Source organism: Virgibacillus ainsalahensis (assembly GCF_055380755.1).
Genome location: NZ_AP043943.1, coordinates 331,979 through 346,267, shown reverse-complemented (window position 1 = coordinate 346,267; position 14,289 = coordinate 331,979). Strand labels below are relative to the sequence as shown.

Here is a 14,289-nt window from a genome sequence, read left to right as displayed (position 1 = left end):
CTTAGTTTTTACTGATTTAACATCATTTTCTCAGGCAAATATAATACGATCTCTGGGAAAAAGCTCAAAATCAATAACAATAAAATAATAGGAATTATAAAAATTAGCGCCCCCTTATATATTTCTACTAAATTGACATCTTTAGCAACCCCCTTTAAAACATATATGTTCATACCAATCGGCGGAGTGATTAATGCCAATTGACAAACCAAGACAATAATTACACCGAACCAAATAAGATCAAAACCTAGTGATTCAATAATAGGAATTACGATGGGCATGGTAATTACAATCATAGCTAATTCGTCCATTATTGCCCCTAATAAAATGTACATGGAAATTATTAGGAATAATATCCCCATGGCATTCAAGCCTAAATTTGTAAGTACCTCAGCTAGAATTATAGGCACTTTAGTAATAGCTAAAAAATAATTCAATAGAAAGGCCCCCAAAATAATGGCGAAAATAAACCCAGTAGTTTTCAATGTGTTGGACAGTGCCTTTGATAAAGTCTCTAAATTGATTTTCCTTCTATATAAAGCGATAAGGAATGTTGTTGTAGCTCCGATACCCCCTGCTTCTGTAGGACCAAAAATACCTAAATACATACCACCGATAACAATCAAAAATACTACGATGACCCAAAATAAGGATTTTGTTGAAGCAATTTTTTCTTTTATACTATATTGTTCACCTGTTGGCGCCATAGATGGACGAAGTACTATGACTAACCAAACTGTTATTGAAAAAAGTATCGTTAATAAAATACCAGGTACTATTCCGGCTATTAGCAACTGGCCGATTGATTGCTCTGTCAACATACCATAGACAATAAACATTGTACTTGGAGGAATCAAAATACCTAAAGTACCTCCAGATATAATTGAGCCACTGGCGAGTGACTTATCATATTTGTGGTTAACCATTTCTTTTAGTGCTACTACCCCCATGGTCCCTGTTGTGGCCACACTGGATCCTGATGATGCGGCAAACATTGCTGAAGCTCCTACTGTGGACATGGCGAGGCCTCCTCTGATTCTGCCAAACCATTTCCTCGCAGTCGTGAAGATTTCAGTGCTAATACCTGACAGGAATATAAACTCCCCCATTAAGATAAACATTGGAATTGTACTTAAAAGATAATTGTTACTTTGCTCCCATATAATAGTCTCAATGACAGTTTGAAGAGGTACCCATCCCCTTACAAAATATATCCCCACTAGAGCTACTATCAGCATTGAAAAGGTGAGAGGAACTCTTAAAAAAATGAGCAACAATACAAGTGTAATGCCAATAATACCTATCCACTCAACTGTCATTTTCTCCCCCCTCTCTAATGCTAACTAAATTAACTATTATTTGAAGGAACCAAATTATAAAGCCTATAGCAATTACAAACTCGAAAGGGTATAAAGGAATTTGCAATAATTCTGTTTGTCTCAGACCTGCTTCAAATGAATTGTACCCAACTTTAAAATAGACGAGACTTATTAATAAAGTAACTGCAGCACCTAAAAGATAGGAGAATATTAATAAAAATTTTTGTATACTTTTAGGGAACCTTTCGTAAAATATCTCAACAGAAATGTGAAATTTCTCAAACTCACAATAAGCCAAACCAAACATAATTATGATTACCATCATAAGTTTAACTATTTCCACAGTTCCTATTAATGGGTTACCTATCATTCGGAAAAACACATTAACTGTTATGAATATCATCATCAAAAATATGGTTAATGATGCAATAAACCTTATAAATTTTTGAATAGTTCCCAACAGCTTATTTAGAATTAACATATAGCACCCCTATTTATTAGCAAGACCTAATTCAAATAAAAAGTCAGCATTTCTCCACATCAATTTTTCTCTTACTGAAGGTTTCAAATCCCAGTCTTCAATTTCCGATATAATCTTATCTATCGGGATACCAATTGTTACCCAGTCTGAGCCAAAAACAATTTGATCCTGAATTAAATTATCAGCATAATACATAAACATGTCCCAACCTGTATTAGGCTGAGCGATATATTTCGGCCGGAAAGCAGAAATATCAACAAAAAGATTATCATATTTAAGCAATAATGCTAATAAATCATCAAACCAAGGCCATCCCCCATGTCCAGCAATAATTTTTAAGTTCTTAAAATCCATTAAAGGTTTTTCTAAATTACTTGGGTGGTCAATAGATACAGGTGTCTCGGCATAATAATTAATAGAAGAATGAATCCATATAGGGACACCTAGTTCATCACATAAGGAGTACAATGGATAATATCTGCGATCATCCGCTGTCAATCCATGTTCATATGGCGGGATGACCACAGCCTTGTAACCTTGTTCCAATAGAGCTTTCCTGACAGTTTTTATACTTTCAGTACCTTTATGCGGATTATAACCGGCAAACCCTATAAATTTTCCTGGATTATCCTTCATAAGGTTTGAAATATAAGTATGATCAACAGGCTTTTCATGTTTATCACGGCCATAATCCATATTGTGAATGGCATGATAAGTAATTCCAGCTTTGTTAAGCATCTCCAAAAACTTGTCAAAACTAAATTGATTTTTAAGCACTTTGTAAATATCATCCATCACTTTTTCTTGAGGAATAGTTTGCAATCTATAGTTGAAATCTTCCTTAGAAATACCTGCCCATCTTGCCCAGGTACTTCCAAATAATTCAACATACTTCGAATTTTTTGGGTCGGCTTCAAAAGAACCATCAAACCTGAATTCTGGTAAAGTATTTGAGCAATCTATTATCATTATCCTATCTCCTTATCCAATTAATAATTTTTTTCAAATAGAGGTGTTTTTGTCATTTCTTTGCCCAATTCGCCTGGTGTACACCAAATAATTTTAGGTGTTAACCTTGCTTCAGTATGCATAGCTCGCTTGATTTTTTCTTCTAATTGGCCCAAATCATCTGTACTTGTTTTTTCTCCATATTCCAATTTAATTTCAAGAGGAGGTACTACCCTTGGTGGCGGTGAGTTTAAAACTATTCTAAGTTCCCCTGTTACATATGGTGTGAAATTTGCAATAACCTTCTTAATTACTGATGGATAGACATTAGCACCCTTAATAATCAACATGTCATCCGAACGTCCCACAAACCTCACTCTTTTACCTTTAAAGCCACAACCAGGACATTCTTTTGTAAATACTTGAACAATATCCCCTGAAGAGTACCTAATTCTAGGCAATGCTTGTATGTTCAGTTCAGTATCAATCAACTCACCAATAACACCATCATAAATCTCAATTGGTTTCTTCGTTTCAGGATCTATTAAATTATTTGGAAATAGATTAAAGTCTGGTGCAACACAATGAATACCATGATATTCATCTGAATCACAGGAAAACCCTAGTTCTCCTAAATAATCGTATACTCTGCAATTGTAAGCGCCTTCAATTTTCTTCTTGATTTCCGGGATACCAATCCCAATTTCCCCCACCGTAAAAATTGCCTGTAAACCAAAATCAGCAACATTAATTCCATTTTCAGAACTCTTATTTATTAGATATTCAGCCAAAGAAGGAGTAGTCATAATCGCAGAAGGATTGGTCATTTGGGCATACTTAAGTATCATATTGCTTCCAGCTCTCACATCTACATCTATTGGTAATACCCCGTGTTCACGAAGTCCCCACAAAATTGAAGATGTAGCATATATGCCTAATGAGTGACTGAAAAGTACTCGTTCTCCAGCATGTATTCCACCATATTCAAGCATGTGAGCTATATAACGATTTAGGAAATTTAAGTCTTGCTGTGTAAAAGTGTAAGTAAAAGTTGGGTTTCCAGATGTACCACTTGTTGTACCAGTAAAAGCTATATCATCCGGTGAAGTGCACAAATGCATGCCAAATGGATGACCAAACCGCTCCTGAGATTCTCGTTGAGATTCTCTTTCCAATTCCTTATTCATAAAAACTGGTAAATTATAATACTCTTCCAACGTCTTTATTTCTTCAGGTTTAATATCAATTTCATCGAATCTCTTTCTATAATACTCAGAATTTCGATAAACGTATTTCAATTGTTTTTTTAAAAGTTTTTCTTGCTCATTTAATATTTGTTCTTCACTCTTGTTATTAAAATCTGGATCAGTGTAAGTTACTTCCTGTTTTGAAGTTTTAATTCCTATCATAAGTTAATTCACTCTCCCTGATAAAATATTCTGAATTTATATTTAAATTATAACCTTGAAATAATTCGTTGTAAAAGTCGTATTTCTTATATATGATATAAGTATTATTAATGGCAGAAACTAGATATAATGAGGTGGCATAACCATGCAATTCGAACAGTTAAAATATATAGTCAGTGTTGCCCATCATAAAAATATTTCAAAGGCTGCAAAAGAGTTATCCATTTCACAATCCGCTCTAAGTCAATCCATTTTAAAGCTTGAAAGTGAATTAAAAATAGAAATTTTTCAACGTAATAGAAATGGCGTTACCATAACAAAAACGGGAGAATTTGTGATTAACACTGCAACTGAAATACTTGAAAAGGCCGATAAGATTTTTTCTTTTTCCAATAGTAAAAGCGTACAGAAGAAGGCTTTAAATATTGGAATAATATCAGGGCTTCACTTACCTTTTATTCCAAATCTCTTTTCAAAACTTAAAAGGGAATTTCCATACCTCGATGTGGAGTTATTTGAATTCAGCTCACTAAAAATCATTAAGGCCTTGATGGATACCAATATAGACCTAGGAATACTAGCTATCTATGAAGAAACCGAGCAATATCAAAAGAAAATTAACTTTATTGAGATTCAAAAAATTAATATGTTCGTTTTTTTATCTAAAAAATCTCCCCTGTCAAGTAAAAGAGCTTTAACACCCACAGACTTAAAACACGAAACTTTTATAACTTATAATGGAGAATATATGAACTGGTTTTTTTCAAAATATCGTCAGTTGTACGGGGAATTTGAGGAGTTACTAACGACTCAGAATAACCAAACTATTAGCGAGACTGTAAAAAACAATTTGGCGATTGCTATAGAAGTAGAACCCGAAATTTATAATAATCGTTACGTAAATTCCGGGGATATTGTAGTTAAACCTCTTATATTAAATGGAGACTTTAATGAAGGCCATCTTGGTATCGGATATTTGAATAACAAAATTTTACCTCCCGATATGATGAGTTTTATTCAAATACTGGAAAATGAGCTTATCAATATTAATTATTATTAACTCTATTCTCACACCAAGAAAAACAACTTGACTGCCTTAAAAGTCATCGGTGGTGATTTTATTCGCTTTTTCACCAGTAACCGCACCTTCGTCCAATTGTTCGCGGGAAGACAGGTGCCGATGATGAACCTGGATCCAAACCCCCGGTAAGCATGGTGGACGGCTTTGCCTTTTTGGACGAATTAGACTGGAATGCTATCATGAAGGAAAATATCTTCGTGGATTCATCGAGGTCTATCACAACCGGTATGGTGTCTATCCAGAAGTCATACTTGCTGGCCAAATCTTCGGACACGAGAGAACCGGGCCTACTGCAAGCAGTTTGGTATTCGGGTAAGTGGTCTAAAACTGGGACGCCCTTCTAAGGATGCCGAAGTGAATGCCTTTGAAAAACAAATCGCATACCAAGATGCAGTAGATTGGACCCCCATGTAAGGGAAATATGGTTAAGGCAAGCTTATCCATCAAAAAAAGGTTTCATTACCAAGATGCTTCTCCAACAGCTTTGGATACCTTTATTTTCCGACAAAATCCGGGGAGTGAAAGGCAACCAATCTTAATAATCAAAATACTACCGATCAACTTCACCAAGAAATTGCTTCAACAAATCATAGCCATCTTCTGGACTACTGACAGAACGATTCTTGTACAACATACTCGATTCCTTTACTAACTTTAGGCTAACAATGATCACACGCTTTGCAGGCGTTCGCTTCTCTTCCTCCTCCCTTACATGTAACAATTCCAATTGTTCCGCATTCGATCCATACATTTTCATACACTTTTCCTCCCCAAATTAAAATAAGCCCTAATTCCACAATGGGAACTAGGGCTTAATAGTTGATTCGGGATTATAATATATATTTACTAGCTTGTTTGATTCAGATTTATGCTTACAGAAAATTGATCAGTAAAACTAGAGTCCCTTTCAAATCTAAATTATGGTAATAACTATAATTCCCCTTGAGGCATTTGGTTGGCTTGCTTCGTCGCTACGTTTTCCGATCATAGAATAGACTATATTTTCACCCTTATTCCGAAAAGGAGCTGGGCACTTTGAGTGGGAGTTGTTCTACTCCACTCTACGAATTACTTAAACTCAAGTAACTTTAAATGGATTTTTCATAATAGACTTTTCGGTAATTACATAAACCATAGAACCTACTTCCTTTGAGATATCAAAATCAACATCATATTTATTTAGTAAATCGGTTGCCTCCTTATGTGGATGATTAAAGCCCTTGTGATTCCCAGCTGAAATAAATGCATACGATGGATGGAGTTTATTCATTAAAACCTCATCAGTACCAGTTCTACTCGCATGATATGAAACTTTCAACAAATAATTATTTGCTTGTCCCTTGATAACACTATTGGTAATCGGAAATCCAGCATCTCCACTTAACAAAACCTTACTTTCTCCATATTCTAACTTTAATACAATTGAACTGTCATTTAAATCGCTACACACTGTTTTGTTACAAGTATCAGGCTTTGGGTTTAATACAGAAATTTTAACTTTCCCTTCATAAAAGGTATCTTGTTTATTTACATTTATATGATTTGCAATTTTCCTATTTGCAACATCCAAAAGCTCTTCTACTTTTTTATTTGAATGTACATAGTCAAAATTTATTATGAAATTTTCGAATACAAAATCTCCACAGTCTATTATTTGTGCAGCACCTCTTATATGGTCTAGATGCTTGTGTGTAATTAATAAACCTTTAATTTTCTTTGAATGTATCCCATTCGATTCTAGTATTCGAATTATTTTATTAATATAACCTGTAATTTTTCTCCCTGAATAAAAGTTAGTATCTATTATGTATACACTTTTGTTTGGTAATATTAAAAGCATTGAATCTCCTTGACCGACATTAAAACAATAAAGTAATATTTTTTCTCCGTCTCCATGTTCTGCATTATTCAATAAAGCTAGCCCTTCATCATTTATATTATCCGTTAAGCTGTCTCTATAAGGGGAATCTAGCTTAGATTGATTTAAAAGAGTTTGAAAAGTCGGTGGTAAAATCTCAGGGAATCTGTAGTCTGTAAATACATTCGTTCTAAGCGAATAATATTGACCCTCCACAATACTACCGCTAAACTCAGCGTCACTTATATTATCTAATGTTGGATATTTCCTTCTATAATAATTGTAATAATTATTAGAAAGAAAAGTTGCTGGAAATAATATTCTCCGTAAATGATAGGGAGGAAAAAAAGTTGATTTTATATCAGGTATTAATAGAGCACCAAACAAAGAAACACCTTTTGATATATTATTATTTTCTTTCTTTATTTCTGGGACTGCATAAACTTCATCTACAAAAAACTCAAACGTTTCTCCTCTAAGTAGACTATCCAATTTCTTCTCCCTTTTCAAATAAATTTGGTGGCAGTATCATAACTTTAATTGAAAGGGACTCTAGCAAAGCTTGAGTCCCTTTCAAACCTAATATTATTGTAATAACTGTAAAACACCTTGTGGTTGTTGGTTGGCTTGCTTCGCCGCTACGTCTTTCAATCGTAGAATAGACTATATCTTCACCCTTATATTCAATAAGGGGCTGGGCACTTCGAATGATTGATTGCAATCACCCTACGAATCTCATTGCCATGAGCATTTGCTGTTAGGCAGTACATTCTAGTCGTTGAACCTTCGCCAGGTTTTCACCTTAGGCGCTTGGCTGCTGATTATCCATTGTTTCATTGTTTTGTTTTTCAAACCTTCACGTCTGCCGTTTCCAGCTGCGTTGTGGTACAAAACACTTTAGGAAGTTCCAGCAATTCACCCAGTTATCCTCTAATCCATTACCAGATTAGACGCCCTTCCCATCAAATTACTGAAGAAGTTGTAATACTCCTTGTGGCATTTGTTGGGATTGAGCTAACATACTTTGTGCCGCTTGTGAAAGGATGTTGTTCTTTGTGAATTCCATCATTTCTTTCGCCATCGTGCGAACATCTACTTTAATAGATGACCAGACTATATCTTCACCCTCTCACGTGAGTAGGGGCTGGGCACTTCGGATTCAAATGGATTTGCGGCTCCATCTTTCACCTATGAATTTCATCACCATCGCTTACGCATTAGGTGGTATATTCTAGTCGTTGAACCTTCTCCAGAGTTTCCTCAACAGGAGCTTGGCTGCTGATTGCCCATTCTTGTCTTTTTTTCGAACCTTCACGTTTACTGTTTCCAGTTGCGTTGTGGTAAGACAAGCTCTAAGGGGTTTCCAGCAATTCACCCAGTAATAATCGCTAACCGTTCCCAGTTAGGACGACTGTACCTCGCTCTCTGCTCTAAGCAGCTTCGGTATAATCAACGTCTCTAATTCGTGACTCTGCAGCAGTTAGATTTTCTGCTGAAGTGCCTAGGTTGTTAATTGTGTGATCTAAACGGTTTTGTACTGCACCTAGTTTAGAACGTTCAGCTGAAACTGTATCAATAGCTGATTGGATAGTTGTAATTGCTTCATCAGCATTTGTTTGAGATGCAATGTTAATACCACCTGTTGCCGTTACATCAGATCCCATGGCGCCTTCACCATCAGTATCATATTCAGCAGAAACTGTTACTGTCCCATTTTTCACTTCTGTACCAAATGTTGTTGTTTTACCGTCTGCATGAGCTGCTCCAGAAGTACCTAGATCTTCTACCGCCGCAGCACCAATATGTGTATAGGTACCCCCGTCAGCACTTACCGCAACAATGTTGCCATCATTATCTTGTAAACCATATCGTGCATCGGCTAAAACATCAGTAGTTCCATTTGTTACAGTTACTTCATCAAAACTTACTACAGAATAACTAGATCCAGCTGATAACGCGCCAAGGTCTGCAGTTGCAACAGTAGTGTCTTCTTCAAATCCAGCTTTAAGTGCAGTAGCACTCATATCGTTAATAGCAACAGATAAATTTTGCCCTTCATTAGCACCAACATGGAAAGTTCCTTCAAAATCGCCTTTTAATAGGTTCTTAGTGTTGAATTCTGTGTCCTCGGAAATATCAGTTAAAGCATTTGCTAACTGGTCTACTTCTTTTTGTAACTCTGCACGATCAGAATCAGTATTTGTATCGTTCGAACTTTGAACAGACAATTCACGCATACGTTGTAAAATAGAATGTGTTTCATTCAAAGCACCTTCAGCAGTTTGGATTAGAGAAATCAAATTTGTTACCGTAGCGGTATTTAATCCACTACCTCTTTATGTTTCCATAAAGTTCAGATCATATCTTCATCCCATTAGGATGCCCCGCGCTCGTGGGTAGGTTATTGGTATGTATCCTCACTACCTGATCGTTACACCTTCCTAGCTACAGCTTTCTTTACAATTCACTAGGCTTGGCTCGGTATTGCCCACCATCCACACTGCTTGTTTGGTTTGGGGTTCCACCGAATTCACGGAGTTTTCATCTAAGCATTACTACTTAGAGCGGCATTTCTTATTTACCGTCTTGAGCATTTGTAGATGCTTGTTCCAACCCACGAATCTGTCCACGCATTTTCTCAGAAATCGCTAGACCCGCAGCATCATCCCCAGCTTTGTTAATTGCAAGACCTGAAGATAGTTTCTCCAATGAATTTTGTGTTGCACCTTGGTTTGCTCCTAATTGGCGGTGTGCGTTAAGAGCAGAAATGTTGTGATTGATAATCATTTTTCTTACCTCCATGTTTTGTTTTCTAGCAAGTCACATCCATTTGGCTTGCTGATTTATAATAGCTCCTTAATTGGAGTTACTACCATTGTAAATTTCCTCACGAATAATAATTCGTCCGGAGCGCTAATTCGTAACTGTGTGAAGTTACTTAGCTTTTCTTCTCTTTTTACTACTTCAATTTCAATCTCTGGTCCCTAATTGTCTATTAAATAGACTTTTTCACCAGGCTTTCTTCCTAACGTTAGGGCCATCGCTCTCATCCTCCTTGATGATCTATTATTTATATCGGTATAGATCTACCAATGTTTAATGTTTTACTAAAATTATTAATATGTAATCTTAATATGTAACTATTAGTGCATAAAAAAAGAAAGAGACTACCTTTTGCTTCCAAATTCCTACTCCACCCTGTAATACTCCCTATGCCAATCCACAAACGCCCGATAATTATTCTTTACAAAAACCAACCACATCGCTCCTGTACACCCAATACTTCCAGTGCCCGCCCCGATTCCTTCAACAATATTACTCATGCGATAGTCTTCATCACAAAGGCACCATTCCATCACCTGCCCCTTTCCCTTTACTACTAATCGCCGCCAGCATCCGCCCAATCTCCTCCGAAGACAGCTCATCTTCCTCTACCTGCTTCTTCGGCTTAGCTTCCTTGTGCCGGTCTTTAAACCAATCAGGTACAACCTCTTTCTGCCCCAAAGAAGCCCTCTGATAAGCGTGATGCTTTTGGAATGCTTCCTCATCGGCATGAACCTGTTCCAGCGTTGTAATCCCCTTCTTCTTCCAAGCCTTGCAAATGGCATTCACATAGCCCCAGCTCAGCTTGTTCCGCTCCACTGCCCGCTTCATTGCCTCCATCACCAAAGGTTCTCCAAGCTCACCTACCTGTTCTTCCATCGATGTGCGTATTTGCGTTGTTACTTCCCCAATAAAATGGTTATTGTAAAAGGTACGGATGTCCATAGATAATCTATAATTATTTCGTTTTGGTTTTATCTCGTCATATTTATGTTTATATAATGGGCCCACGCTTTGGGCCACCTGTTGGCTCACACCTTGGCTCACGCTTTGGTCCATCCCTTGGGCCACGTCTTGGTCCACACCCTGATGCATCTGATCATGATTGTTCCCATTGTCCTCCGATTTGTCTGCCACATTCCCTGCCATATTGTCCGCGCTGCTTTCCTCTTTGGCATTAGCTGCCGGAACGACTTCCTCCTCAGCCTCAGCAATATCCACCATACCATAATCGATTTGAGACAACGGTATCATTTGGTAAACGGGCGCCTGACCAGTACCGCGTGACTCATAATGAAGATATCCTTTATCTACAAGCTCCTTACGAGCGCGTTTAAACGTACTCAACGGCAATCTGGCCCATATATTGAGCGAAGCACTGGACGCCGTAAACTTCTCCGCCCATCTCACCTTATTATTGGTATACAACAGCCCATGCCAAAGCGACACAGCGGATGCTGAGAGTTGGCTTTGCTCAATATGATCATAAAATTTGAGAATTTCCGTTAGATAATTCATTTTCATTTTCCCCTTTATCTCTATTAAATTTTAAAATTTCCTCCGTTAAAAAGAAGCACGAGAAACATCCCACGCTCCCTCACCTGTAATCCAATACGATTTTTGCTTCCCTGAGTTTCTTCCTCGCCTGTCTCCCCCAGCTCTTCACGGCATCAATCGTAACGCCCTCTCGCGCAGCAATCTCCTTCAGAGGCATTTCCCAAATGATGGAAGAAACCACCCATTTCCACTGATTCTCCGTAAGTATTGCTTGAATACCCTTTCAGAACGCTTCATCATAAACACGGGTAGCCTGCGGTTTTATGACCGGGTAGGTAGCGTTTTCATTTTGCCGGTAATTACCATCACTCCAATGAATTTCTTGCTCCTGCAGGTAGAGCGTTTCCTTTTCTTTTTCTCTCGTTTGTTTCCGGATTTCATCAATCATTCGGTTGCGGATCGTGTAATTAAAATAGGTTGCAAGCGGGCCTTTGTCAGACTCGTATTTCTCGTAGGCATTCCACATGGCAACCAATCCATGGGCGTAGAACACTTGTTGAGGGTCGCTTATGTTTAATTTGTGGATCTGATAGTAAATTCTGCGTTCGTTTTGCTTGTAGATTTCTTCAAATGTCATTTTCTCTTTCGTCATCATTCGTGCTCCTCCTGGTCTAAAAAGCGTCGCTGATTAGACATTCAATATGTATTTGTCCTTACCCAGGTACTTTATACGCGTTCATCGATGATACGAGTTTCTTAAAAATCACCCCTAACTATATACCCAGTTAAAAAGAACTACTCTTATTTTATTCCAAAATTGTTGAAATTTGGGAAAACCGTCCAAATTGAACGGTTATATAATATTATTGTAAAATTATGGTATTTTTTATTAGAAAACTTGGCTTTTGCCAAGCCTTTGTGGCAAAAGCCGAAGCCCACACTTATGCAGTAAGAAAGTTTTATACTTTCTTAACTGCTAAAAAAGGAGAGGATTTCATGGGAGGTTTACTAAAGCGTTTAGAAAATCTGCGGGAGGAAAAGAATTTAACGAAAAGGCAAATGAGTATACAGCTTGGCTATTCTAAAGACACCTATGGAAGATGGGAAAATGGAAAAGGAAAATTCAGCTATGAAGTATTAGTGGAAATTGCGAAGATACATAATGTGTCACTGGATTATCTGCTTACCGGTAAGGAATATCAAATGAGAAAAATGGAACCACACGAAAAAGGAAAAGCGATAGCAAAATCCTAAGCTATCCTCAGGAGACATCGAATGAAGGATCTATACGTTTATCTGGTAGGCTGGAAGTTATCAAAACACCGTCCATTCTAAACAAAACGTTTCGAAAGAGCTTTCGAACAAGAAGTCTGAGAATGATTAAAAAGGCTATAGAAAAAAATTACATCCTACTTTGGTTAGATGTAATTTTTTTCTGATTTAACAGTTTTATAGGACCGGACCACAGGGATAGGTTTACTGGTCCAAACCATGAGGGCAAGATGTTTCTCCAAACGCTTTGGATACCTTTATTTTTGGACAAAATGTAATAAAAACTGGAAAGTGAATTAGCAAAACTTATTCTTATAAACCGACTTTTCCAGCCGCCTCAACCTCCCCCTTTTCCTTCACCCTCAATCCCTTCCCGAAGCCCATCCCAACAAGCAGCAATCCCCACCGCAAGGAAAACCCCTACAACATCAGCAATGACATCATAGAAATCTGCACCTCTTCCAAAGTAAACCTGTATAAACTCTGTAAGAAATGCGTAATTAATTGAAAGGAGAATCACATGCTGATAATGCTTTAATAAATCCCTTAATAAACATGTGAATACAAAAAACATCAGAACGTGACCGAAAAATTCAAATTTGCTTGCATATGCCAACGGATAAAACTGTAAAAAACCATCCCAGTCCGGATTCAGTGTAAAATTAAAATGTATATTTCCATGGGCAAGAAATGCGTGAACGTCTTGGGTACACGTAGCAATAAATATAAAGATAATCCATAAAATAAGTAACAATAACACTACATCACAGCTTTCAGAATGTATTCAAATGATCGGAAAAGCAGAAGGCTTCTCTCAAGAGAAAAATAAAAAATCTATTAACCAATAAAAAAACGACTGCTCCGGCGGTCATTTCTTGAAATATTATATTGGGATATGCACTAGTGGCGAGTAGCTCTTGTGGAAATAACTATCCCTTTCCCGCAATCGGATATTGTACTATTAGATATGGTATTATTTTCTCCAAATACGGTTTTATTTGGCTGCAAGTCAATTTTGTACCCATTAAAAAACATTTTTGCTCGAAGCATGATAACATCTCCATTTATTTGAAAATCCATTAATATGTTCCCTTTTTCTCTATTGATCTTCAAATGCCCCGGTGAATATTGTATATCCCATAATTCTTTATTCTTGTAAGCGATCCACTCATTATCCTTAATTTCTGCCAGAAGCTTATTGTGACGATTAAAAAATTTAGCGTTGAGTAAAGCTTTATTTCCTTCTTCCCTAATCGTTATTAGAGGTTGACCATCAACTTCTAATAACACAGGAGTACGTAAATATATATTTGATCCAGCTTTTATCTGTAAGGACGGATAATCTAGCAGAAAAAAATCTTTCGAAATCGATTCCTTATTTTCATTAAAAGGATTTTGTTTCGCTTGATAAAGTACATCTTTTGGGATTTCAGCGCAGTCAGCTCTATGATGATGTTCTGGGCATAGTACCACCATTTCCTTCACGTTGTGGGACTTAACTTGGTGAAAAGGAATGATATGATGATATTCCACGATCGGGCTTCCGCATAGTACACATCCAAATATACCCTCTTGCCTCAATTCACGTTTTATTTCTAAAG

Annotated in this window: 15 protein-coding genes and 2 pseudogenes; 2 read left to right on the top strand and 15 right to left on the bottom strand. The window is 37.0% G+C overall.

Annotated features, from left to right (window positions below):
* Positions 1 to 8: 8 nt before the first annotated feature.
* Genes ACZ427_RS01555 through ACZ427_RS01540 form a run of 4 tightly spaced genes read right to left on the bottom strand, consistent with a single transcriptional unit; the run spans position 9 to position 4,157 of the window.
* On the bottom strand, positions 9 to 1,319 hold the full coding sequence (locus ACZ427_RS01555; RefSeq protein WP_461176432.1) for a TRAP transporter large permease: 1,311 nt from the start codon (positions 1,317 to 1,319) through the stop codon (positions 9 to 11).
* Entirely contained in the window at positions 1,309 to 1,800 is a 492-nt protein-coding gene (locus tag ACZ427_RS01550; protein ID WP_461176431.1) for a TRAP transporter small permease, read from the bottom strand. Before ACZ427_RS01550 ends, ACZ427_RS01555 begins: the two co-directional genes overlap by 11 nt.
* A 9-nt stretch (positions 1,801 to 1,809) precedes the next feature.
* A complete protein-coding gene (locus ACZ427_RS01545; protein ID WP_461176430.1) occupies positions 1,810 to 2,769 on the bottom strand; it encodes an amidohydrolase family protein in 960 nt (319 codons plus the stop codon).
* 20 nt (positions 2,770 to 2,789) lie between these two features.
* Positions 2,790 to 4,157 carry a phenylacetate--CoA ligase family protein gene (locus ACZ427_RS01540; RefSeq protein ID WP_461176429.1) on the bottom strand — a complete coding sequence of 456 codons (1,368 nt, stop codon included), beginning with the start codon at positions 4,155 to 4,157 and terminating at the stop codon, positions 2,790 to 2,792.
* A 145-nt stretch (positions 4,158 to 4,302) separates the two neighbouring features.
* On the opposite strand from ACZ427_RS01540, the gene ACZ427_RS01535 reads away from it, so the two are divergent.
* Positions 4,303 to 5,217: a LysR family transcriptional regulator gene (locus ACZ427_RS01535; RefSeq protein WP_461176428.1), complete on the top strand. Its 915-nt coding sequence runs from the start codon at positions 4,303 to 4,305 to the stop codon at positions 5,215 to 5,217.
* A 571-nt stretch (positions 5,218 to 5,788) separates the two neighbouring features.
* On the opposite strand, the gene ACZ427_RS01530 is transcribed toward ACZ427_RS01535, so the two are convergent.
* From ACZ427_RS01530 to ACZ427_RS01490, 9 genes and pseudogenes are all read right to left on the bottom strand, one after another.
* Complete coding sequence (locus tag ACZ427_RS01530) at positions 5,789 to 5,995, bottom strand: hypothetical protein (RefSeq protein WP_461176427.1); 207 nt, start codon at positions 5,993 to 5,995, stop codon at positions 5,789 to 5,791.
* Positions 5,996 to 6,316: 321 nt separating this feature from the next.
* Positions 6,317 to 7,588 (bottom strand): ComEC/Rec2 family competence protein, encoded by a 1,272-nt coding sequence (locus ACZ427_RS01525; RefSeq protein WP_461176426.1) that lies wholly within the window; start codon positions 7,586 to 7,588, stop codon positions 6,317 to 6,319.
* Positions 7,581 to 7,817, bottom strand: coding sequence for a hypothetical protein (locus ACZ427_RS01520; RefSeq protein ID WP_464883503.1), 237 nt, complete (start codon positions 7,815 to 7,817; stop codon positions 7,581 to 7,583). Before ACZ427_RS01520 ends, ACZ427_RS01525 begins: the two co-directional genes overlap by 8 nt.
* A gap of 246 nt (positions 7,818 to 8,063) precedes the next feature.
* Positions 8,064 to 8,177 (bottom strand): flagellin, encoded by a 114-nt coding sequence (locus tag ACZ427_RS01515; protein WP_420874397.1) that lies wholly within the window; start codon positions 8,175 to 8,177, stop codon positions 8,064 to 8,066.
* A gap of 367 nt (positions 8,178 to 8,544) precedes the next feature.
* Positions 8,545 to 9,393, bottom strand: a pseudogene (locus ACZ427_RS01510) (flagellin N-terminal helical domain-containing protein); the annotation flags it as partial.
* A gap of 283 nt (positions 9,394 to 9,676) precedes the next feature.
* Positions 9,677 to 9,883: pseudogene (locus tag ACZ427_RS01505) on the bottom strand (flagellin N-terminal helical domain-containing protein); the annotation flags it as partial.
* Between the two features lie 401 nt (positions 9,884 to 10,284).
* Entirely contained in the window at positions 10,285 to 10,452 is a 168-nt protein-coding gene (locus ACZ427_RS01500) for a hypothetical protein (RefSeq protein WP_461176425.1), read from the bottom strand.
* Positions 10,433 to 11,437, bottom strand: coding sequence for a DnaD domain-containing protein (locus ACZ427_RS01495; protein ID WP_461176424.1), 1,005 nt, complete (start codon positions 11,435 to 11,437; stop codon positions 10,433 to 10,435). The genes ACZ427_RS01500 and ACZ427_RS01495 overlap by 20 nt, the downstream gene beginning before the upstream one ends.
* 262 nt (positions 11,438 to 11,699) lie before the next feature.
* Positions 11,700 to 12,071 carry a sigma factor gene (locus tag ACZ427_RS01490; RefSeq protein ID WP_461176423.1) on the bottom strand — a complete coding sequence of 124 codons (372 nt, stop codon included), beginning with the start codon at positions 12,069 to 12,071 and terminating at the stop codon, positions 11,700 to 11,702.
* 341 nt (positions 12,072 to 12,412) lie between these two features.
* On the opposite strand from ACZ427_RS01490, the gene ACZ427_RS01485 reads away from it, so the two are divergent.
* Positions 12,413 to 12,670 (top strand): helix-turn-helix domain-containing protein, encoded by a 258-nt coding sequence (locus tag ACZ427_RS01485; protein ID WP_461176422.1) that lies wholly within the window; start codon positions 12,413 to 12,415, stop codon positions 12,668 to 12,670.
* A 355-nt stretch (positions 12,671 to 13,025) separates the two neighbouring features.
* On the opposite strand, the gene ACZ427_RS01480 is transcribed toward ACZ427_RS01485, so the two are convergent.
* Together ACZ427_RS01480 and ACZ427_RS01475 are read right to left on the bottom strand one after the other, a co-directional pair.
* A complete protein-coding gene (locus tag ACZ427_RS01480) occupies positions 13,026 to 13,442 on the bottom strand; it encodes a VanZ family protein (protein WP_461176421.1) in 417 nt (138 codons plus the stop codon).
* Positions 13,443 to 13,588: 146 nt separating this feature from the next.
* On the bottom strand, positions 13,589 to 14,221 hold the full coding sequence (locus ACZ427_RS01475) for an HNH endonuclease signature motif containing protein (RefSeq protein WP_461176420.1): 633 nt from the start codon (positions 14,219 to 14,221) through the stop codon (positions 13,589 to 13,591).
* Between the last annotated feature and the right edge of the window lie 68 nt (positions 14,222 to 14,289).

What these genes read in the sequence shown, in the direction of transcription:
- ACZ427_RS01555 (WP_461176432.1), bottom strand. Translation starts at nt 1,319, where the DNA reads ATGACAGTTGAGTGGATAGGTATTATTGGCATTACACTTGTATTGTTG.
- ACZ427_RS01550 (WP_461176431.1), bottom strand. Translation starts at nt 1,800, where the DNA reads ATGTTAATTCTAAATAAGCTGTTGGGAACTATTCAAAAATTTATAAGG.
- ACZ427_RS01545 (WP_461176430.1), bottom strand. Translation starts at nt 2,769, where the DNA reads ATGATAATAGATTGCTCAAATACTTTACCAGAATTCAGGTTTGATGGT.
- ACZ427_RS01540 (WP_461176429.1), bottom strand. Translation starts at nt 4,157, where the DNA reads ATGATAGGAATTAAAACTTCAAAACAGGAAGTAACTTACACTGATCCA.
- ACZ427_RS01535 (WP_461176428.1), top strand. Translation starts at nt 4,303, where the DNA reads ATGCAATTCGAACAGTTAAAATATATAGTCAGTGTTGCCCATCATAAA.
- ACZ427_RS01530 (WP_461176427.1), bottom strand. Translation starts at nt 5,995, where the DNA reads ATGAAAATGTATGGATCGAATGCGGAACAATTGGAATTGTTACATGTA.
- ACZ427_RS01515 (WP_420874397.1), bottom strand. Translation starts at nt 8,177, where the DNA reads ATGGCGAAAGAAATGATGGAATTCACAAAGAACAACATCCTTTCACAA.
- ACZ427_RS01500 (WP_461176425.1), bottom strand. Translation starts at nt 10,452, where the DNA reads ATGGAATGGTGCCTTTGTGATGAAGACTATCGCATGAGTAATATTGTT.
- ACZ427_RS01495 (WP_461176424.1), bottom strand. Translation starts at nt 11,437, where the DNA reads ATGAATTATCTAACGGAAATTCTCAAATTTTATGATCATATTGAGCAA.
- ACZ427_RS01490 (WP_461176423.1), bottom strand. Translation starts at nt 12,071, where the DNA reads ATGATGACGAAAGAGAAAATGACATTTGAAGAAATCTACAAGCAAAAC.
- ACZ427_RS01485 (WP_461176422.1), top strand. Translation starts at nt 12,413, where the DNA reads ATGGGAGGTTTACTAAAGCGTTTAGAAAATCTGCGGGAGGAAAAGAAT.